This window comes from Hamadaea sp. (assembly GCF_013362815.1).
In the GTDB taxonomy this organism is placed as follows: Bacteria; Actinomycetota; Actinomycetes; order Mycobacteriales; family Micromonosporaceae; genus Hamadaea.
Window position 1 is genome coordinate 132118 of the sequence record NZ_JABFVK010000009.1, and the last position, 18150, is coordinate 150267.

The 18150-nt window shown below is 69.1% G+C and carries 20 protein-coding genes; 9 read left to right on the forward strand and 11 right to left on the reverse strand.

What is annotated here, in order from left to right:
* Positions 1 to 64: 64 nt before the first annotated feature.
* The gene (locus HOV77_RS04225) at positions 65 to 913 is read right to left on the reverse strand and encodes an SDR family NAD(P)-dependent oxidoreductase (protein WP_290857805.1); all 849 of its coding nucleotides are present in this window, start codon (positions 911 to 913) and stop codon (positions 65 to 67) included.
* Between the two features lie 45 nt (positions 914 to 958).
* Between HOV77_RS04225 and HOV77_RS04230 the strand changes: the two genes are divergently transcribed.
* A complete protein-coding gene (locus HOV77_RS04230) occupies positions 959 to 1165 on the forward strand; it encodes a hypothetical protein (RefSeq protein WP_290857806.1) in 207 nt (68 codons plus the stop codon).
* A gap of 12 nt (positions 1166 to 1177) precedes the next feature.
* On the opposite strand, the gene HOV77_RS04235 is transcribed toward HOV77_RS04230, so the two are convergent.
* Complete coding sequence (locus HOV77_RS04235; RefSeq protein WP_290857807.1) at positions 1178 to 4276, reverse strand: BTAD domain-containing putative transcriptional regulator; 3099 nt, start codon at positions 4274 to 4276, stop codon at positions 1178 to 1180.
* Between the two features lie 78 nt (positions 4277 to 4354).
* A complete protein-coding gene (locus HOV77_RS04240) occupies positions 4355 to 4894 on the reverse strand; it encodes a YdeI/OmpD-associated family protein (protein ID WP_290857808.1) in 540 nt (179 codons plus the stop codon).
* 311 nt (positions 4895 to 5205) lie between these two features.
* Here HOV77_RS04240 and HOV77_RS04245 point away from each other — a divergent pair, with 311 nt between their 5' ends.
* The 4 genes from HOV77_RS04245 to HOV77_RS04260 all read left to right on the forward strand — a co-directional run bounded on the left by HOV77_RS04245 (position 5206) and on the right by HOV77_RS04260 (position 9958).
* Entirely contained in the window at positions 5206 to 6171 is a 966-nt protein-coding gene (locus tag HOV77_RS04245; RefSeq protein WP_290857809.1) for a phosphotransferase, read from the forward strand.
* Positions 6172 to 6401: 230 nt separating this feature from the next.
* Positions 6402 to 7265, forward strand: a complete 864-nt coding sequence (locus HOV77_RS04250) for a S1 family peptidase (RefSeq protein WP_290857810.1) — start codon at positions 6402 to 6404, stop codon at positions 7263 to 7265.
* Between the two features lie 159 nt (positions 7266 to 7424).
* Entirely contained in the window at positions 7425 to 7835 is a 411-nt protein-coding gene (locus HOV77_RS04255; protein WP_290857811.1) for a hypothetical protein, read from the forward strand.
* The gene (locus HOV77_RS04260) at positions 7832 to 9958 is read left to right on the forward strand and encodes a bifunctional polysaccharide deacetylase/glycosyltransferase family 2 protein (RefSeq protein WP_290857812.1); all 2127 of its coding nucleotides are present in this window, start codon (positions 7832 to 7834) and stop codon (positions 9956 to 9958) included. Before HOV77_RS04255 ends, HOV77_RS04260 begins: the two co-directional genes overlap by 4 nt.
* Before the next feature lies 1 nt (position 9959).
* On the opposite strand, the gene HOV77_RS04265 is transcribed toward HOV77_RS04260, so the two are convergent.
* Together HOV77_RS04265 and HOV77_RS04270 are read right to left on the reverse strand one after the other, a co-directional pair.
* On the reverse strand, positions 9960 to 10547 hold the full coding sequence (locus tag HOV77_RS04265; RefSeq protein ID WP_290857813.1) for a cadmium resistance transporter: 588 nt from the start codon (positions 10545 to 10547) through the stop codon (positions 9960 to 9962).
* A gap of 11 nt (positions 10548 to 10558) precedes the next feature.
* Positions 10559 to 10846 carry a hypothetical protein gene (locus HOV77_RS04270; RefSeq protein ID WP_290857814.1) on the reverse strand — a complete coding sequence of 96 codons (288 nt, stop codon included), beginning with the start codon at positions 10844 to 10846 and terminating at the stop codon, positions 10559 to 10561.
* Positions 10847 to 11082: 236 nt separating this feature from the next.
* Here HOV77_RS04270 and HOV77_RS04275 point away from each other — a divergent pair, with 236 nt between their 5' ends.
* A complete protein-coding gene (locus tag HOV77_RS04275) occupies positions 11083 to 11424 on the forward strand; it encodes a hypothetical protein (protein WP_290857815.1) in 342 nt (113 codons plus the stop codon).
* On the opposite strand, the gene HOV77_RS04280 is transcribed toward HOV77_RS04275, so the two are convergent.
* The 3 genes from HOV77_RS04280 to HOV77_RS04290 all read right to left on the reverse strand — a co-directional run bounded on the left by HOV77_RS04280 (position 11373) and on the right by HOV77_RS04290 (position 13643).
* Positions 11373 to 11822: a hypothetical protein gene (locus HOV77_RS04280; RefSeq protein WP_290857816.1), complete on the reverse strand. Its 450-nt coding sequence runs from the start codon at positions 11820 to 11822 to the stop codon at positions 11373 to 11375. The genes HOV77_RS04275 and HOV77_RS04280 overlap by 52 nt on opposite strands.
* 88 nt (positions 11823 to 11910) lie before the next feature.
* Complete coding sequence (locus HOV77_RS04285) at positions 11911 to 12873, reverse strand: hypothetical protein (protein ID WP_290857817.1); 963 nt, start codon at positions 12871 to 12873, stop codon at positions 11911 to 11913.
* 134 nt (positions 12874 to 13007) lie between these two features.
* Positions 13008 to 13643, reverse strand: coding sequence for a MerR family transcriptional regulator (locus HOV77_RS04290; protein WP_290857818.1), 636 nt, complete (start codon positions 13641 to 13643; stop codon positions 13008 to 13010).
* 401 nt (positions 13644 to 14044) lie between these two features.
* On the opposite strand from HOV77_RS04290, the gene HOV77_RS04295 reads away from it, so the two are divergent.
* From HOV77_RS04295 to HOV77_RS04305, 3 genes are all read left to right on the forward strand, one after another.
* Positions 14045 to 14845, forward strand: a complete 801-nt coding sequence (locus HOV77_RS04295; RefSeq protein WP_290857819.1) for an AraC family transcriptional regulator — start codon at positions 14045 to 14047, stop codon at positions 14843 to 14845.
* A gap of 66 nt (positions 14846 to 14911) precedes the next feature.
* Positions 14912 to 15304 (forward strand): hypothetical protein, encoded by a 393-nt coding sequence (locus HOV77_RS04300; RefSeq protein WP_290857820.1) that lies wholly within the window; start codon positions 14912 to 14914, stop codon positions 15302 to 15304.
* 19 nt (positions 15305 to 15323) lie between these two features.
* Positions 15324 to 15770 carry a hypothetical protein gene (locus HOV77_RS04305; protein ID WP_290857821.1) on the forward strand — a complete coding sequence of 149 codons (447 nt, stop codon included), beginning with the start codon at positions 15324 to 15326 and terminating at the stop codon, positions 15768 to 15770.
* Between the two features lie 57 nt (positions 15771 to 15827).
* On the opposite strand, the gene HOV77_RS04310 is transcribed toward HOV77_RS04305, so the two are convergent.
* From HOV77_RS04310 to HOV77_RS04320, 3 genes are read right to left on the reverse strand one after another with little or no spacing between them, the layout of a single operon-like run.
* Positions 15828 to 17168: a cytochrome P450 gene (locus tag HOV77_RS04310; protein ID WP_290857822.1), complete on the reverse strand. Its 1341-nt coding sequence runs from the start codon at positions 17166 to 17168 to the stop codon at positions 15828 to 15830.
* A complete protein-coding gene (locus HOV77_RS04315) occupies positions 17165 to 17701 on the reverse strand; it encodes a flavin reductase family protein (RefSeq protein WP_290857823.1) in 537 nt (178 codons plus the stop codon). Before HOV77_RS04315 ends, HOV77_RS04310 begins: the two co-directional genes overlap by 4 nt.
* A 5-nt stretch (positions 17702 to 17706) precedes the next feature.
* Positions 17707 to 18150, reverse strand: a complete 444-nt coding sequence (locus HOV77_RS04320; RefSeq protein WP_290857824.1) for an acyl-CoA thioesterase — start codon at positions 18148 to 18150, stop codon at positions 17707 to 17709.

Sequence of the window (18150 nt, forward strand, 5' to 3'; positions counted from 1 at the left end):
CAGGCAGGCGGCAGTTGTCGGTGTACCAGCCGGCCGACACCGCGCCCGGACGTGGTGGCACGTGCTAAGCGATCGAGTTCTGGTTGCCCTGCGCCTGGATCGACAGGTCCTGCGTGTCCGCCCAGTTCTGCAGCCGGTCCGCGTACGCCTGCTGGATCATCGGGTAGAAGCCCTGTCCGAACAGGACACGCAACGGCGGGTTGTCGGAGTCGACGATCTTGAGAAGCGTCGCGGCTGCCGCAGCGGGGTCGCCGGACGGCTGCTTGTCAACCATGGCGCTGATCCGCTGACGTAGCGGAAGGTACGCGTCCTTCGCCGCCGACATGTGACCGTTGTTGAGCGGATCGGGGTTCTTTCCGTCTCGGGTGGCGAACCCGGCGGGCTCGATGATCGTGACCTTGATCCCGAATCCGGCGACCTCCTGAGCGAGGCTCTCGTTGACTGCCTCCAGCGCCCATTTCGACGCCCCGTACGCACCGCCGAGCGGTGAGGCGATGAGCCCGGCCGCCGAGGACAGCTGGACGATGTGGCCGGAGCCTTGCTCGCGCAAGTACGGCAGGGCGGCTTGCACGACCCAGACTGCGCCGAACAGGTTGGTCTCCAACTGGTCGCGGAGGTCCTGTTCCGTCAGCTCCTCGACCGCGCCGATCTGGGCGTACCCGGCGTTGTTCACGACGACGTCGAGCCGCCCGAACCGTTCGTGCGTACGCCGGACGGCCTCGAAGACGGCCGGGCGGTCGGTCACGTCCATCGGCAACGGCAGAATCGCGTCACCGTAAGCGGCGACCAGATCAGCGAAGCCGTCCGTGGTCCGGGCGGTCGCCGCCACCCGATCGCCCCGCGACAACGCCGCCTCGACGAACTTGCGGCCGAGGCCACGGGACGAACCGGTGACGAACCAAACCTTGCTCATGAGATCGCCTTTCGAGATGGATTCGAGAGTCAGACTCGATGGGGCATGCCGCACGATTCGGCGGTCACATTCATCGTCGGCGGCTCTGAACAGGCGATCAACGGCGAAGATCGGAACGCAGCGATAAGCCGGGATTATCGCCGGCGGCCGGTCGTCCGCGCTGAACAGGCACCAGATCAGGGTTATGGGTCGTATTTCGCGCAAGATTCGACCGACATCCCTGATCTGGCGCCAACAAGCCAAGCTGATTAGGCGGTGGTCCGGTCAGGTCGTCGCGGCACGCGCGGCTTGCAGCGCCTCTTCGCGGCTCATCGCCTGCCCAGCCGCGAGCGCCTCGGCAAAGGCCTCCGGGCCGATCTGCTGCTGAGTAGCGCTCAAGACCCGCCGGGTGTCCTGGTCCTCGGTGCGACGCCCGGGGTGCACCGCTCGGCCCGCACCGAGAAGGAGCGCCGCGCGTACGCCGTCGCCGTTGAGCTGGGCGACGGCGGCCAGGCCGTTGACGGCGTCGGCGGCGAGCAGATAGTTGTGGTGTTCCAGCGCTTCATCGAGGAGAGCGCGGTAGTGCCCGACCGCCTCGTCGGCCTGCCCCGCGGCGACCGCGATCCAGCCGAGACCGCGGAGGGCCTTCAACCGCAGGAACCGCGAGTCCGCGTCCGGGCTGGCCGTGGCGAGCGCCGTCGCGTACTGCGCCGCCGCTTCGGCCAGGTCACCCTGCGATCGAGCCACATCTCCCAGGCCCTGGTGCAGTTCCGGAACGTCGCGGTGGCCGGCCCGGGCGGCGGTCTGGGCGGCTCGCGCCAGGTCGGCTCGCGCGGCGTCGAGATCTCCGGTGAGGGTATGCACCTTGGCCCGCCGGCACAGCAGGTCGGTCAGCGTGGCGGTCGCGGTCGGAGTCTGCGCCACGGTGTCGATGGCGCTGCTCATCAGTGACAGCGTCGCGGGCCAGTTCCCGCGCCACGCCGCCAACTCGGCCAGTGAGTCGAGCGCATTCGTGGCGCCCCAACGCTCGCCGACCGCGCGGAACCCGTCGAGCGCTCGGACCAGGGCGGCCTCGGCCAGTTCGGTTTCGCCCCGGACGATGTGGCGGTCGCCGCGGAAGAGCTCGGCGGTGGCCTGCGACCAGTCGTCCGTCGCGGGTGGACGGTCGATGTCCCGGCACAGCACCGCCGTGGCGGGCCAGCGCGGCGGCCGGTCGGCGATCATTCGCGTCGCGTACGCCAGACGCCGGGACGCCGCGAGATCCGCGCTCGGCGTCGCCATCGCGTTGGAGGCGCACAACGCGTACTCCTCGGCGAGGTCGTCGGGTGGGGTGTCGCCGATCCGGGTCAACAGCTCGGCACACAACACCGCACCCTCGTGGCGCAGTCCGCCTTGGTACCAGTACCACGACATGGCGGCGGCCATCCGCAGCGCCTGTCCCGGATCGTCGGCTGCCGTCCAGCGCAGCGCCGTCCGCAGGTCGTCGTTCTCGGCGGTCAGCCGGTCCAGCCAGGCCAGTTGCTCCGAGCCCCGCAGGTACGCGTCTGCGGTGACGGTGAGCTGCGCGAAGTACTCCGCGTGCGCACGGCGTACGCGGGACTCCTCGCCGGCCTCGGCGAGCCGCTCGGCGCAGAACGCACGAATCGTCTGGAGCATCCGGTAGCGGCCACCGGAATAGTCCACGAAGGACTTCTCGACGAGCCCCGCCAGCAGGTCGGGCACGTCGGCCGCCGGCAGACCGCAGACGGCGGTGGCCGACGCGACGGTCGCGCCCCCGGCGAACGCGGTGAGCCGCCGAGCGAGCGTACGCTCGGCGGGATCGAGCAGCTCCCAGCTCCACTCGGCCACCGCCCGCAACGACTGATGCCGTGGTTCGGCCGCCCGGCTGCCTCTCGACAACAGGCGGAAGCGATCGGACAGCCCGGCGGCGATCTCGGCCGGGGTAAGCGAACGTAGCCTCGCCGCCGCGAGTTCGATGGCCAACGGCAGACCGTCCAGCTCAGCACAGATGCGTACCACATGGTCGATCTCGGTCTCGTCGACCCGGAAGTCCCGACGGACCGTCCGCGCCCGGTCAGCGAAGAGGCGTACCGCCGGGCTGTCGATCTGCTCGGACAGTGACGAGTCTGCGGCGGCGACACCGAGCCGGCGCAGCGGGAAGAGCGTCTCCCCAGTGACGCCCAGCGACTCGCGGCTGGTGGCGAGGATTCGCAGCTGGGGACACGCGGCCAGCAACCGGTACGCGAGCCGGGCGGTGTCGTCGACGATGTGCTCGCAGTTGTCCAGGATGATCAAGAGCGGCCGGTCGGCGAGCGCTGCCACCAGATGTGCCTCGGCGGCCGGCGGGCCGGCGGTCGACAGCAGCCCCGGCTCGTTCAAGCCCAGCGCCGCGCTGATGGTCTGGCCCAGCAGCCGTGCGTCGCTCAGGCGCGCGAGCTCGATGAATGCGACTTCGCCGGGCAGTGTGGCGGCGGCCTCGATCGCGAGCCGGGTCTTGCCGGTGCCTCCGGGCCCGATGACGGTGATGAGCCGTTCGCGACCGAGCAGCTCGACGAGCTGGGCGAGGTCCTCTTCGCGCCCGATGAAACTCGTCAGCTGCGCGGGCGGTCGCCGCGGCCCGGGCGACGGGCGATCCCGCAGGATGGCCAGGTGGGCGGCGGCGAGCTCAGCCGACGGGTCGGCGCCCAGGTCCGAAGCCAGCAACCGGCGCGTCCGCTCATACAGCTCGAGCGCCTCGGCCTGCCGGCCGGAACGGTAGAGCGCCCGCATCAGCAGCGCACACGCGCGTTCGCGGAGGGGATGCTCACGGAGGAGCTCGGACAGCTCTGCGACAACGGCGACGTGATCGTCCCGAGCGAGCGCCGCCTCGGCGTGGTCCTCGATCGCGGCCAATCGCAGCTGGACGAGCCGGGTCACGTGGGGGTGCAGGAACGCGATATCGGGCAGATCGGGCACAGCGCGCCCCCGCCACAGCTCCAAGGCCCGAGACAGCAGCTCCTCGGCGGCCGCCGGATCGGCAGTCAGGAGGCGACGGCCATCCGCGGCGAGCCGGCTGAACAGGTGCGCGTCGACCGACTCGGGGTCGGCGTCGAGGCGGTATCCGGCCGGACCCGACTCGATGACGGCTCCGGTTCCCCGGACCAGCCGGCGCAGCCGGGACACCTGCCCGTGCAGGGCGTTGGCCGCGTCGGCCAGCGGGCCGTCGGCGTACAGACCCTCGATCAGCCGGTCGGTGCTGACCGTCCGATCCGCCTCCAGCAGCAACAATGCAAGAATCGCCTGGCGTTTGGCGCCGCTGATCGCGACACCGGTCCCGTCCAGCTGCCGGATCTCGACCGCGCCCAGAATGCTGAACAGCGGGGTCACGGAAGGGCTCGGCGTCATCGCTCCTGCACCTGGATCTTGGCGGGCGTGGACTGCCATCCTAGAGCCGCAGGCCGGGTACGCCCCGCCGGGCAGGCCTCACGCTGCCCCTTCGTCGCGGAGCTTGCCGCTGCGAGACACCGTCGGATCGGTGCACGAGGCGAGGTCGAAGCAGCACGGCCGCCGCTTGCCGTGATCCATCTTCGACAGGCTCACCTCGACCCGCCGCTGTCGGGTGGACGGATTCGCCGTCGCGTTGACCCAGCGCACCCATTCCCAGCGCGCCATCGGCGTGATGTCCGCCCAGACCTCCTGGATCCGGGCGGGCGCGGCCTCCAGGGCGTCGGCGAAATCGGCGGGGAGCTCCGGTTCCGGCCAGTCCTTGACCGGCTCGAGGCAGACGTCGACGACATCGCCGGGTGCGGCACCGGTCGCCTTCCGCAGTTCCTCGCCGACCCGGATCCAGTGGCCTTTCATTCCATCCGGCTCGACCACCGAGTCGAAGGCGTGACCGTTCACGGATCCCGTGACGGCGACCTGGCCGCGCGAGGGCAACCTGCGGCTCGCCTCCCCAGGCATCCGCACGATGACCGAGGTGGCGATGGTTTCGAGGGGGGCTTCGAAGCGGATCGGGCTCACGAAGGTCAGAATCCCAGGTCAGGCCGCTGCGGGTCAATTCCGCCCCGGGGCGGCCTTCGCTGCTTGGGCGTCGCCGGGACATCAAAGATCGAGTGCCCCTGGCCAGCGATTTCAGCAGCCAACCGGAGATCAAGTACCCGCAGCCAGCGCTCAAGGGCCGCTTCGGCGCTGATGGTTGGTACTTGATCTCTGAATTCGCCGCTTCAGCGCTGACCACGGGTACTTGATCTTGCAGCAGGTGCGGCGAGCGCGCCGAGTGGAGCCGAGTAAATCGGTGTACACGCGTCGGAGCGCGCGGGCAGGATCGCCGCATGGACGAGCCGGCGCGGAAACTCCTGAACCGCTGGGGCATCCCAGCGGACGCGACCGCCACACCGACCGACCACGGTACGAACAATCGCACTTTCCGAGTGACCTCGGCAGACCACTGCTGGTACCTGCGGATCAGCAAGACTTCGTCGACGGCGCAAGTGGAGGCGGAACATCGGTTGCTCGCTCGGCTGAGTCAGTCGGGTCTGCCTTTCGCAGTGCCGAAGCCGCTCGCGTTGCCGGACGGTTCAACCGTCGCCGAGACACCGGATGGGCCAGCTTCCCTGTGTACGCGCATCGCAGGCGTACGGCCTGATCTCGGGAAGGAAGCCGCACTTGAGCAGTTCGGCTGGGCGGCGGCCCGCTTGAGTGATGCGCTGGCCGCCGTTCCGCGGCCGGACACGCCGTACGACTGGGGCGGCGGGCCGCTCGAGGATCTGCCCGACCTCAGTGCGCTGGTCCGAGAGCTCGCCGACGACGAGGGCCGGGTTCTTCGGACGGGCGCCGAGCGGGCGGTCGCCGCGTGGGAACGGATGGCGGGACGGTTGCCGACCCAGGTGGTGCACGCCGACCTGGCCGCGTCGAACGTGCTCGTCGATCCCGGCACCGGCGCCGTGACGGGCGTACTGGACTTCGAGCTGACCGGTCACTGGATTCGGGTGATCGAGGTGACCGTCGCGTTGGCGCTGTCCGGCGCGGTCACCGGGCCGGACTGGCCGCGACGGGCCGCCGCTCTCGCTCGCGGTGGTTCGTGGGGTGGTCGGCTCACGCCGATCGAACTGGCGGCGCTGCCCGATCTGCTCCTCCTGCGGGCGGTCGCGTCCACGCTTTGGCGCGCCGATCGCTGGCGGCGTGGCCTGTCGAGCCGGGTCGAGGTGACCGACCGTCTCCGGGTGCTGGCCGAGGCGTTGCGCTGGCGGGATGCCGAGGGCGACCGATTGAGCGACATCGTCGCGGCTGCGATCTGAGCCCGCAGCCTCGAGCACGCAGTGACGGAACCCGCGCCGTACAAAACCGCGCCGTAAGTAACCCACACCGTGACGTGACGCACCGTGACAGGAGTGTCACGACGAAGCTGTCCCCCAGCCTGCATAGAACCGGCCTTTCGGACGAACAGTGACCCCTTGAGTAGTGATCGACCAATCTAAATACTGGCCGAAGCGGATCTACAGATCCGAACGCCTCGTGGGGAGGAATCATGAGAATCCAGCTCGACCAGGCCGCTCGACGACTGGTCGCGATCGCCGGTGCCATCGCGCTCGGCGTGGTCGCGATCCCAGCGGCCGCCGCGGCCGCGCCGCATTACAGCGACGCCCAGCTGGCGGCGGCGTCCGCCGCGGTCGACGCCTCCGGTGTCGACGGCATCTCCTGGTATGTCGACTCCGCGTCCGGCCGGGTCGTCGTGACCGCCGACAAGTCGGTCGACGCCGCCGAACTGGCGACGCTCAAGAATGCTGCCGGTGTCCGCGCCGGAGCGCTCAAGATCCAGCGTACGGAGGGTGTCTTCAGCCCTCTGCTGGCGGCCGGCGACGCCATCTACGGCGGCAGCTACCGCTGCTCGCTCGGCTTCAACGTCGTCAGCGGCAGCACGTACTACTTCCTGACCGCCGGGCACTGCGCCTCGCTGGCCAGCACGTGGTACACCAACTCGTCGCACACCACGCTGATCGGCGGCAACGTCGGCTACAGCTTCCCCGGTGACGACTACGCGCTGGTCCGTTACGACAACACGTCGCTCTCGCACTCCGGCGGCTATTCGCTCGCGGACGCGTACGTGGGTGAGAAGGTCACCCGTGACGGCTCCACCACCGGCGTCCACTCGGGCACCGTCACGGCGCTCAACGTCTCTGTCCGCTACTCCGGCCACCCCGGTGGCAGGGTCAGCGGCCTGATCCAGACCACCGTGTGCGCCGAGGGCGGCGACTCCGGCGGCCCGCTCTACGACGGCAGCAAGGCCCTCGGGCTGACCTCCGGCGGCAGCGGCAACTGCTCCACCGGCGGCACGACGTTCTTCCAGCCGGTACGCGAGGCGGCCAACGCCTACGGTGTGACCATCCTCTGACAGTACGAGCCGCCGAGAAGCGAGGGGGCCCGGCCCGGCAGACGCGCCGAGCCGGGCCCCGACCACGTAATCAACCGAACAGCCGATGTCATGTCACGTTTGGTGACGGGGATAACTCGACTCGACCAGCACTGATAGCGGTGGGTAACCTCGCTGCCGATGCGTTCGCACAGTCTGCGCCCGTCCGGCCCACCCGTCCGGGAGCACGCCGACCCCAGCACCCGGCCCGTCTTCGTCGACCGGTCGGGGCGTCGCCGACGCTTGATCACCATCCTGGGCGGTGCTTTCGGCGTACTCCTTCTGCTGGGTCTGATCGGTCTTGGTGCGAGCCTGATCGGCGGCGGACCAGCGCAACTTCCCGGGTGGCCGGGCCATGACGGAGCCGCGGAGCCCAAGCCGTCGGCGGTCGTTGAGCCGAGCAAGGCACCGAGCCCGAGCTCGGCCGAGACCACGCGGACGGCCCCGACCAGCAGCGTGACGCCGGCCGCGACGGCCAAGACCACGACGCCGCCCGGCCGGGTCAACACGCACCGGCCCACGGCGAAGCCGAGCAACACCCGCAAGCCATGAGCGGCAGCCGGCGCGCGCCCGCCCGGGAGGCCCGGGCGCACTGGATCCTGCTCCTGCTCGCGTTGCTGCTGTTGCTCGCGGCCCTCTCCTTCAACGGGTACGCACACGGCATCGCCGGCGGAGCCGAACTGCCCCGGCCGATCGCCGGCGCGGCAGCGGCACCGGAGCAGGTGCTGACCGGCGGACCCGTGTTGCGCGCCACCAACGGTCAGGTGGAATCGCGACGGATGCCCGCGAAGACGATCGCGCTCACCTTCGACGACGGGCCGGACCCGGAGTGGACCCCGAAGGTGCTCGACGTCCTGGCGAAATACGGGGCGCACGGGACGTTCTTCCCGATCGGCTCGCGCGTCAACGAATACCCCGACCTGGTACGCCGCATCACCGCCCAAGGCAACGAGGTGGGCTCGCACACCTTCACCCACGTGGAGATCGCCCGCGTCCCCGAATGGCGGCGTGAGCTGGAACTGGGAATGACGCGTAACGCGATCGCAGGCGCGACCGGGCGCGAGGTGACCCTGTTCCGGCCGCCGTTCTCGTCGACCGCGGACGCAATGCACCAGTACGAGCTGGACGTCCTGCCGTCGGACGCGCTGATCGTCCTGAACGACCTCGACACGGAGGACTGGCGGCGGCCGGGCGTCGACGCGATCGTCAAGTCCGTGCAGCCGAAGGCGAACGCCGGGGCGATCGTGCTCATGCACGACAGCGGCGGCGACCGGAGCCAGACCGTCGCGGCGCTCGGCAAGTTCATTCCGGCTCTTCAGGCGAAGGGCTACAAGTTCACCACCGTGTCGGAGGCGCTCGGGCTCCCCGCCGCGACGGCCGCCCCCAACGCCGTCCAGATCCGGGGGGACGTGCTGCGTACGGCGCAGACGGCGAGCGGCTTCGCGACCCAGGCGATGGGCGTGCTCATGGCGGTCGCGCTGGTGCTGGCCGTGATCCGGCTGCTCGTGCAGGTCATCGCCGCCCAGCGCCACGTACGCGTGGCGAAGCGCCGTTGGCGGGAACGGCCGTTCGAGATCCTCGACCCGGTGTCGATCATCGTTCCGGCGTACAACGAGGAAGCCAACATCGCCGCCACGGTGCGGTCGCTCATGGCCAGCGACTATCCGTATTTCGAGGTCATCGTGGTCGACGACGGGTCCACCGACCGGACCGCCGACATCGTCGAGGGACTGCGGCTGCGCGGCGTACGCGTGATCCGACAGGCGAACGCGGGCAAGCCGGCCGCCCTCACGACCGGGATCAAGGCTTCGCGCGCCAACCTGCTGATCCTCGTCGACGGCGACACCGTGTTCCAGCCCGACACCGTCTACAACCTGGTGCAGGGCTTCACCGACCCGGCCGTCGGCGCGATCGCGGGCAACACCAAGGTCGCCAACCGCAAGGGCCTGCTCGGCCGCTGGCAGCACCTCGAGTACGTCATCGGCTTCAACCTCGACCGCCGCCTGTTCGACCTGGCCGGCTGCATGCCGACCATCCCCGGCGCGATCGGCGCGTTCCGCCGCGAGGTGCTCCGCGACGTCGCAACCAGCGCGGGGATCGTCTCCCCCGACACGCTGGCGGAGGACACCGACCTCACCATGGCGGTGCTGCGCGCCGGGTGGAAGGTCATCTACGCCGAGCACGCCATCGCGTGGACCGAGGCGCCGTCGTCCCTGCGTCAGCTCTGGCGGCAGCGATACCGCTGGTGCTACGGCACGATGCAGGCGATGTGGAAGCACCGCCGCTCACTCTCCGAACGCGGCGGCGGTGGGCGGCTCGGCCGCCGCGGCCTGCCCTATCTGCTCGTCTTCCAGATCGCGCTGCCGCTCGCGGCCCCGGCCGTCGACATCTTCGCGGTCTACGGGTTCATCTTCCTGCCGTGGGTCCAGATGCTGGTGGCCTGGTGCGGCTTGCTCGCCATCCAGATCTTCACCGCCTGGTACGCCTTGCGCCTGGACCGGGAGCGTTACGGGCCACTGTGGAGCATCGCGTTCCAGCAGATCGTGTACCGCCAGCTCATGTATCTCGTGGTGGTCCAGTCCACCGTGACCGCGTTGCTCGGCAACCGGCTGCGGTGGCAGCGCATGCAGCGTACGGGTGAGGCCGCAGCACTGTTGCGGTCCGGCTCCCGCTGACCTACAGCAGGATCAGCAGCCCGATCGCGATGAAGACCACGGGCACGATCCAATGACCCCAGCGGTCGACAAGCCCGACGATCTTCCGGTGCGATCCCAGCCACCGCGCGGCCACGCACCACACTGCGACGCCGACGGCGAACACCGCCACCGTGACCAGGCTGTCCGGGAGGCCGAGCGTACGGAAGGCGGGCGTGTAGACGGAGATGTTGTCCGCGCCGTTGGCCACTGTCACCCCGACGATCCCGGCCAGCCCGGTGGCTACCGTCGGCGTTTGCTCATCACCCGACCGGATCGCTTGCCCGAGACCGCGTACGCCCAACGCCAACGGCACCAGGCCGGCCAGGCGTACCCAGTCATCCGGCACGACGGTGAGACCGAGCGCCGCCAGCGCGGAGATCCCGACGAGCGCGCCGACGCCGAGGTACTGGCCGATCCAGATCTGCCACGGTCTTGCCCCGCCGGCGTTGGCTTCTTGCCGGCCGGCGTTGGCGGCCAGGTACAGGACGGTCAGCACGACGAGGTCGTCGACGTTGGTGCCGGCGAACAGGCCGGCGGCCACGACGACGGTGCTGACGAGGTCTCCCACGGCACGACAGCCTACGGGGTGTGCGGTGTGCTCCCGGCGGCGCTTTCGTGATCGGCGATCCAGCCGAGGTGGCGGTCGGCCAGCTCCCGGGCGGGCAGGTCCGGGCGGGCGACGAGCGCGTCCTGCAGGTAGCCGCGCATGGCCTGCTCGACCAGGGCCCGCCGCATCCCGGTGTCACCGCTGAGCTCGTCTCTGGTGGTACGGCATGGCCAAGCCATCTCGCAGGCCGCGCAGTCCCAGCGCTCGTCCGGGAGGTGGAACCGCCCGGCGTCGCCCCAAACGTCTGCCGTCTCAGTCATAGACATCCATCCTTGCCGAAGGACGGCCTGCCGCAAGGATTCCACGCGGCGGCAAGTCGGTCGGGTTCGGTCAGACGGCATCCGTCTCGGAGAACTTCCACGGAATGCCCGACTTACGCGGGGAGCCGCGGGGAGACTCGTGAGGACAGTCGCGTGGGGACGGACGGCGGCCAACGCGAGAGTCAGTCGCAACTCCGACATTGCCCGGCCCGTCGGCCGACCGCCAGAATGACCGGATGCCGGAGTCCCAATTCGCCATCGTCGATCGTGCCCTGAAAGGACAGGCCACGGCCGAGGATCTCAGCCTTGTGCAGGCGAACTTCGAGCAATGGGTGCAGGTGTACTTCGGCGGCGACGAGGCGCTCGCCTTGACGTACAGCGTGAATGCGTTGGTGGAGGCGTGTGCCGTCGACTGGGCGGCGTTGTCGGAGCGCCATCGGTCGGCGCACATCTGGCTGTTCACTCTGCTGTGCCCGGACAAGTCGCGAGTGGACCAAGCGGCGTTGGCGTACCTGTCTTGGATCGATCATGACCTGCCCGGGTCCGCCGAGATCGTGCTGGAGTTGCGGGGCGACTGACCACGCTTGCGGAGCTTCAACGTCACGGCCGACACCAGGAGACATCCGGCGGCGAGCCCTCCTACAAGGAGCACGGCGCCCACCGCATACAGCCCGGTGTCGTCGGCTGCGGCAGCCTGTACGGTCCACGCCGCAGCGAAAATGAGCGTCAGCGCGGCCGAGGCGGCGAGCGGCCGCACATTCGATAGCAATGCGCAGACAAGCAGCGCCACCAGCGTCACGACGCAGCCGGCCACTTGCCAGGTCTCGTAGGGCCCCGTCTGCTGACCCGTGACGGGATCCACCTGGTATCGGGTGTCCCAGCCGAGCCAGGCGTACCACGCCAGAAGCGTGCCGAGCGCGACGGCCAGGCTACCCAATGCCTGGTAGACAGGGCGGTTACCGGAGTTCGGGTTCATAGGACGGACGCTAGCTACAGCGCGTCCCGGCTTGAAGAGAGAAGGTACTCAAGTCAAGCCGGGTCCTGTACTCAGCGCGCCGTGAGGGCTAGGTCCAGGGTGAGGCCGGGAACCAGATCAGCCCGATCCGGCTGAGCAGACGGACGTCCCAGTAGAGGACGGTGAACACACCCGCGATGAGAAAGGCCAGCGCGGTCAGCACCGCCGCCCGGGACGGCTTGGCGGCGAGCCAGCGTTGCAGGCGGCCGCCGGAGATCAAGGCGATCACCAGGAAGATCACCGCCATCACGAGGATGTTGCCGAGCGACTGCAGGACGAACGCCGCCGCGCCGTAGAACGGGTTGTGGGTCGACGCGGCATGCCGGAACATGTCGCGGAACAGCGGGTACGGACGGCCGATGAGGAAGCCGCCGATGAGCGCGCCCATGAGCACGAGGGGCGCGTTCGGCATACGCCGGGAGATGGCCGCCAACGGGTCGGGGATGATGCCGAGCGCGGCCAGGCCGAGGATGATCATCACGAGGCCGATCAAGCCGAACGCGATCATCGACTGGATCGACCGCGCGGACAGGTGACCGGGTACCGACGACGCGGTCGAGAACTGCGGCATCCTGGTCCCGACCAGGCCCACCACTACGCCGTAGAGCGCTGACACGGTCACCACACCGACGGTGAGCCAGCCGAGCGGCCGGAGCACGGCGACGACCCGTTCGCGGCGCGTGTGTGAAGCACCGAGCATCGGCCCGACCGCTCCGAACGCGGCGACGTTGCACGCGGTGAACGACCCCGCGACTCCGGTCACGAGAGCGAAGAGGATGCCACTGCCGATGCTCCCGATCGGGGTGTTGTGCGCGTCGTGGCCGAGCACCGAGTCGGCGACCGAGAACCCGATCGTCCGGTCCACGAGTTCGGCGTTCCACAACCAGGTGAGCAGGAAGCCCCCGACAAGCCCGATCAAGGCGATCAGCCAGCGGCGACGGGGGAAGGCGCCGTTGACGAACAGCGAACTGGGCTGGGGCGCTTCGGACAGACGGATGAGGGTGGAGGTCACGGGGATCGTCCTCTCGAAAGACACGCTGCCGCAGCCGGCGTCATAGCGGATTCCACAGCCGACGCCATGGACTCCGCAATGGTCCCGCGTACGCCATTCGCGTGTCTTCTCGAAAAATGCTTCGCCGCGTTATCTCAGCGTTCCGGAGTGTCCATTGCGGTACGCATTCCGAGATGATGCGTGTACGCCATCCGCCGAATGATCGCGAACGCGACTTCGAAGAGGACGACCCGGGCGACGACGGTGGGCCCGTTGTCCCCGGACAGCTGCTGATCGATCTCCCGGACGGCGAGCCGACCGGCGGCCTCCACATAGGGCTGGAACCAGCCGGAGCGGATCGGCACGCCCAGCGCCTCCAGCGCCGCGACGACGCGGACGAGGCTTTCGCGCTCGGGAGCCTCGCCGCGGATGCACCAGCCGGCGTCGGTGATGATCCGGTCGACCTGTTCGGCGGCCAGGTCCTCGGCCTCGGCCCCGGTCGGCGGGGCGGGCTGTTCGGGCAGCAGCGCCCGGCTCACGATCTGGGCCAGATGGTGCGGCGACAGGCATCGGCTGTCGATCGCCGCCAGCACCTCACGGACCGACGCGAGGCTCATCATGCCGACGCCGGCCAGCAGCCGGATCAACCGCAGCCGATGCAGATGGCTCTCGTCGTACTCGGCCTGATTTCGGGCGGTCGGCACGCCCGGCGGCAGCAACTGCTCCCGCAGATAGAACTTGATCGTCGGAACCGGAACCCCGCTGCGCCGGCTGAGATGGGAGATCTTCATACTCACTGCCACGCCGCTGTCCGTTGAGCCATGCCACATGGTTGCATGTGTGATCTTTTTCCGGCAAGGAGTTCCCGCCGCGCAGAATAATGATTCTGCGCCCGTAGCGAGACCGTCCACAGTACGCAAGTAAGTGTCGGGAACAGGACGACGATCGCGGGAATTCCGGGATCGATCGGACGCGAATGGATAGTGGCGATCACCACCCGCCTCTCTCCATTTTGTTGCTCATTCCGGGTCGCTTACGCGGGCGAGGCGCCGGCATCGGCGCAGCTCAGCGGTGATCCACAATTGTCCCCTCTGGACAGTGACGGTCGTCGACACGATTGATCGGCCGATACCCCCTCCCTAGCATCACCGACCAGCGGGGGCAGTGAAGCGACGGCCCAGGGGGAGGCAACATGGCGGACACCACCGCCGAGCAAGCAGTCGAGCGGGTCATCACGCTCATGCGCGAGAACCTCGACGAGCAACTCACGGTCGACGACATGGCCCGCACGGCGATGTTCAGCAAGTTCCACTTCTCGCGGATGTTCCAGCGGGTCACCGGGGTCTCCCCCGGCCGGTTCCTCTCCGCCCTGCGCCTGGAACAGGCCAAGCGGCTGCTGATCTCGACGTCCTACAACGTCTCGGACATCAGTCTGCGGGTGGGCTACACCAGCGTCGGCACCTTCAGCTCGCGGTTCACCCGCAGCGTCGGGCTGTCGCCGACGACGTATCGGCGACAGCGCGGGGTCACCGCCGAGATCCGCACCGGGACTCCCGGGTACGCCACGGGCGCGCCGCACGCCATGGTCAGCGGCATCATCCGGCATTCGCGGCCGAGCCCCCGCCGCCGGCTGATCTTCGCCGGGTTGTTCCGCGACCGGATACCCGAGGGCAGCCCGGTCGCCTGCGCTGTGCTGCGGGAGCCGGGACCGTTCCTGATCGAGCGGGTGCCCCCGGGGATGTGGTACCTGCTGATGCACTCCGTGCCCAAGGGCGCCGAGGCGACCCGCAACGACGATCAGACCGAGGTCGCCACGTGCGGCCCCATCGCCGTACGCCCCGGAGCCGCGATCGAGGGCTGCGACGCGCTGTTGCAACCGGCCCGCCGACTCGATCCGCCGGTCCTGCTGGCGTTGCTGGACGTGCGTACCGCAGCCCTGGAAGAAACAGCAGCCCTGGAAGAAACGGCAGCGCTGGAGGTCGCCCTGGGTTGACGGTTGCCGATCTTGACGGCAAGATGCCTCGCAAGATCGCTTTTCCGTCCAGATTGGAGCGACTCGTTGAGGTTATCCCGCAAGGGCGGCCTGCTCGCCGCCGCCGCCGCTCTCGCCTCGGCCCTCCTGATGCCGGGCACCGCCCAGGCCGCCACGCCGGACATCACCATCTACATCACGAACAGCTTCACGAACGTCGCGTCGATGAGCTTCCACGACGACGGTGACAAGTTCACTGTGTGCGACCTGTACGCGGACGGCCACGGCGTACGCGGCTCGCTCTACTACGCCGGCGACCGGGTGGCGACGCTGTACAACGGCTCGGGTTCGGGCAGCTGCAAGAGCTTCACCTACGACGTCAAGGCTGCGGCCGGTGGCTACGACATGTGGGTATGCCTCGTGGACGGCTCCGGCGACACGACCGGCAGCGGCTGTCAGTACAAGCAGATCACCGAATAGAACCGGCTGGGGAGGCTGAATGTATCGACGAATCGCGTACGCCGCCGCCGCGTTGCTGGTGGGACTCGTGACCCTCGTGGTCGCGCCCACGCCCGCGAGTGCGGCTCCGACGCCGGAGAACGACCACGCCGTCGCCGCAACCGTGGACGACGTCATCTATTGCTGGTCGATCGCCGGCGCCAAGGCCTGTTACGAGTACGACGGCGACAAGTGGTGGGTGCAGGACACCGCCTCCGACGGCATGTCGGCCGTGGCGGACTGGCGCAACTACCTGACCGCCAACGGCGACCTGTACCGGCAGGGCAAGTGCATCAACTCCCTGGGCTACGGCGACTGGGGCGTGTGCAACAAGAACTACTACGAGACGAGCAAGCTGATCATGCGGGTGTGCGTCATCGACTACTCCGACGGTGGCTCGGTCTGCTCGGGCTGGGTGACGGTCCAGGCCGGCATCATCGAGGCGTGACCGGTCGCTGAACGAGCTGTGGCCCGGGCCGGAGACAGCCCGGGCCACTTCCGTGACTCAACGAGGTTTATGAACGGTCATCGGCAGTCCGCCCCGGATGCGCAGTGACAGCATGGGCTCGGGCACCACCTCGTAACCGGACGCCTTCTCCAGCCGCAGGTCCCGGGCCAGCATGGCGAGCACGATGGTGGCCTCCATCAGCCCGAGATGGTTGCCGACGCAGAACCGGGGCCCCGCGCCGAACGGGATGTACGCGTACCGGGGCCGATCGGTGGGGGTCAGCGGATCGAACCGTTCGGGGTCGAACCGCTCCGGGTCGGTCCAGAACGCCGGATGGCGGTGCATCGTGAACGGGCTGATCACCACGTCGGCCCCGGCCGGGACGTGGTAGCCGCCCACGACGTCGTCGGCCAGCGCCTTGCGCGGCAACAGCCACACCGGCGGGAACAGGCGCATGACCTCGTCCACGACCGTCGCCGTGTAACGCAGCCGGCCCAGGTCGTCGAAGTCGGGCAGGCGGTCGCCGAGGACCTCCACCGCCTCCGTGTGCAGCTTTTCGCGTACAAGTGGATTCTCGTCGATCAGATGGAGCGCCCAGCTGAGCGTGCTCGCGGTGGTCTCGTGCCCGGCGAGCAGCAAGGTGACCAGCTCGTCGCGCAGGCGTTCGCGACCGACCCGGGGGTCGGGCTCGGCGCGGGTCGAGATGATGAGGCGGGACAGGACGTCGTCGCGGTCGGTGTCGCCGCGGGCCGCGACCAGCCGGCGGACGATCTCCTCCAGCGCACCGCGCGCCCGCCGGAAGCGCCGCTGACGGGGCAGCGGGACCCAGGTCGGCACCATGCTGAGCGTCTCCAGCTCGAACATGGCCTGGTCCTGAACGGCGCTGAAGTGCGACCCGATGTCCCCGTACGCCCCCAGATCCGCGTCGAGGAGGGTCTGCCCGAGGACGCCGAGGGTGAGACCGGTCATCTCGCGGACGACGTCGACCGGCCCCCTGCCCTGGTACGCCTTGAGCCGGTCGACGAGTTGCTGGGCCTGCACGGCGATGACCCCGGCCTGGGCGGCGATCCGGCGGCTCTGGAACGCGGGCTGGATCACCTTGCGCTGCTTACGCCAAAGCTCGCCCTCACTGGTGAGCAGCCCGTCGCCGAGCGCCCGCCGGGCATGGACCAGCCCGATGCCCTTGTGATAGTTCGCGGCGTTGTCGGCCAGCACGTGCTTGGCGTAGTCGGGATGGTTGAAGAAGTAGAGCGTCTTGTGTCCCACGCGCAGCCGGGACGCGTCGCCGTACTCGGCAGCGGCCGAGGACATCATGCCGATCCGGTCCTGGGTCATCACGACCAGCATCCGCATCGCGAGGTGCCACGGTGAGGTGGGCGGATGCACCCGCGTCGTCATGGCGCGACCTCGTTCCGGGCCGGTTCGAGCTGCCGGAAGCGCCCGCGCAGGAACAGCAGGGCATCTTCGTCCACTTCGGACCTACTGAGCGAGACCAGCCGGCCGAGGAAGATCGTGTGATCGCCGCCCGCGTACGCCCGCTGCACCTCGCATTCGAAGTGGCACAACGCATCCGTGAGCAGGGGCGCGCCGGTGATCGGGCCGGGCCGCCAGCCGACCGCGTCGAACTGCTCGGCGCCCAGCGGCCGATCGTTGTCGGCGAAGTACCGCGCCAGCCCGGCCTGCCGTTCGGTCAGCACCGACACCCCGAATCGGCCCGCGTCGCACAGGACGCTGTGCATCACCGCGCCCCGGTCGACGCAGACCAGGACCAGCGGCGGGTCGAGTGAGACGCTGGTGAACGAGTTGGCGGTCATCCCGTGGGGGATGTCGCCACCGACAGTCACGACCGTGACGCCGGTGGCGAACGTCCCGAAGGCCCGCCGGAGCGATTTCGTGTCGGCCAGTTCGGCCGCTCCCGCGTGTACGCTCACCGCCGTCAACCCCGCGCCGACGCCAGCAGATACGGTTCCAGTGCCTGGACGAGCGCCTCGGGGACGCGCGACGGCACCGTGCGGGTGTTCGGTCCCCGCATGCAGGCCACCCGCTGCGAGCCCCGGGCGACCAGCGTCTCCGAACCGTCGGCCCCCAGCCGGACGTAGTCGAATCCGAAGTGGACCTGCGTCTGGGCGAGTTCGAGCAGGTGCATGCGGATCGACAGGTCGTCGAACGCGGTGATCTCGGCGAAGAACTCGCAGTCGACCTTGAGCGTGAACAGCTTCAGGTCGTCCTGCAGGTCGGCCAGGACGGCCGGGGCCTGCTCCTTGAGGAACATCTCCCGGCAGCGGCCCTGCCAGCGCAGGTAGTTCACGTAATACACGTTGCCCACGAGGTTGGTCTCCTCGAAGCCGACGACGTGCCTGTACTCGTAGTACCGGTCCAC

Excerpts from the sequence above, each read along its gene's own strand:
- HOV77_RS04305 (WP_290857821.1), top strand. The coding sequence starts at position 15,324 with ATGTATCGACGAATCGCGTACGCCGCCGCCGCGTTGCTGGTGGGACTC.
- HOV77_RS04275 (WP_290857815.1), top strand. The coding sequence starts at position 11,083 with ATGCCGGAGTCCCAATTCGCCATCGTCGATCGTGCCCTGAAAGGACAG.
- HOV77_RS04230 (WP_290857806.1), top strand. The coding sequence starts at position 959 with ATGCCGCACGATTCGGCGGTCACATTCATCGTCGGCGGCTCTGAACAG.
- HOV77_RS04280 (WP_290857816.1), bottom strand. The coding sequence starts at position 11,822 with ATGAACCCGAACTCCGGTAACCGCCCTGTCTACCAGGCATTGGGTAGC.
- HOV77_RS04225 (WP_290857805.1), bottom strand. The coding sequence starts at position 913 with ATGAGCAAGGTTTGGTTCGTCACCGGTTCGTCCCGTGGCCTCGGCCGC.
- HOV77_RS04270 (WP_290857814.1), bottom strand. The coding sequence starts at position 10,846 with ATGACTGAGACGGCAGACGTTTGGGGCGACGCCGGGCGGTTCCACCTC.
- HOV77_RS04250 (WP_290857810.1), top strand. The coding sequence starts at position 6,402 with ATGAGAATCCAGCTCGACCAGGCCGCTCGACGACTGGTCGCGATCGCC.
- HOV77_RS04255 (WP_290857811.1), top strand. The coding sequence starts at position 7,425 with ATGCGTTCGCACAGTCTGCGCCCGTCCGGCCCACCCGTCCGGGAGCAC.
- HOV77_RS04260 (WP_290857812.1), top strand. The coding sequence starts at position 7,832 with ATGAGCGGCAGCCGGCGCGCGCCCGCCCGGGAGGCCCGGGCGCACTGG.
- HOV77_RS04310 (WP_290857822.1), bottom strand. The coding sequence starts at position 17,168 with ATGACGACGCGGGTGCATCCGCCCACCTCACCGTGGCACCTCGCGATG.
- HOV77_RS04295 (WP_290857819.1), top strand. The coding sequence starts at position 14,045 with ATGGCGGACACCACCGCCGAGCAAGCAGTCGAGCGGGTCATCACGCTC.
- HOV77_RS04245 (WP_290857809.1), top strand. The coding sequence starts at position 5,206 with ATGGACGAGCCGGCGCGGAAACTCCTGAACCGCTGGGGCATCCCAGCG.
- HOV77_RS04290 (WP_290857818.1), bottom strand. The coding sequence starts at position 13,643 with ATGAAGATCTCCCATCTCAGCCGGCGCAGCGGGGTTCCGGTTCCGACG.
- HOV77_RS04235 (WP_290857807.1), bottom strand. The coding sequence starts at position 4,276 with ATGACGCCGAGCCCTTCCGTGACCCCGCTGTTCAGCATTCTGGGCGCG.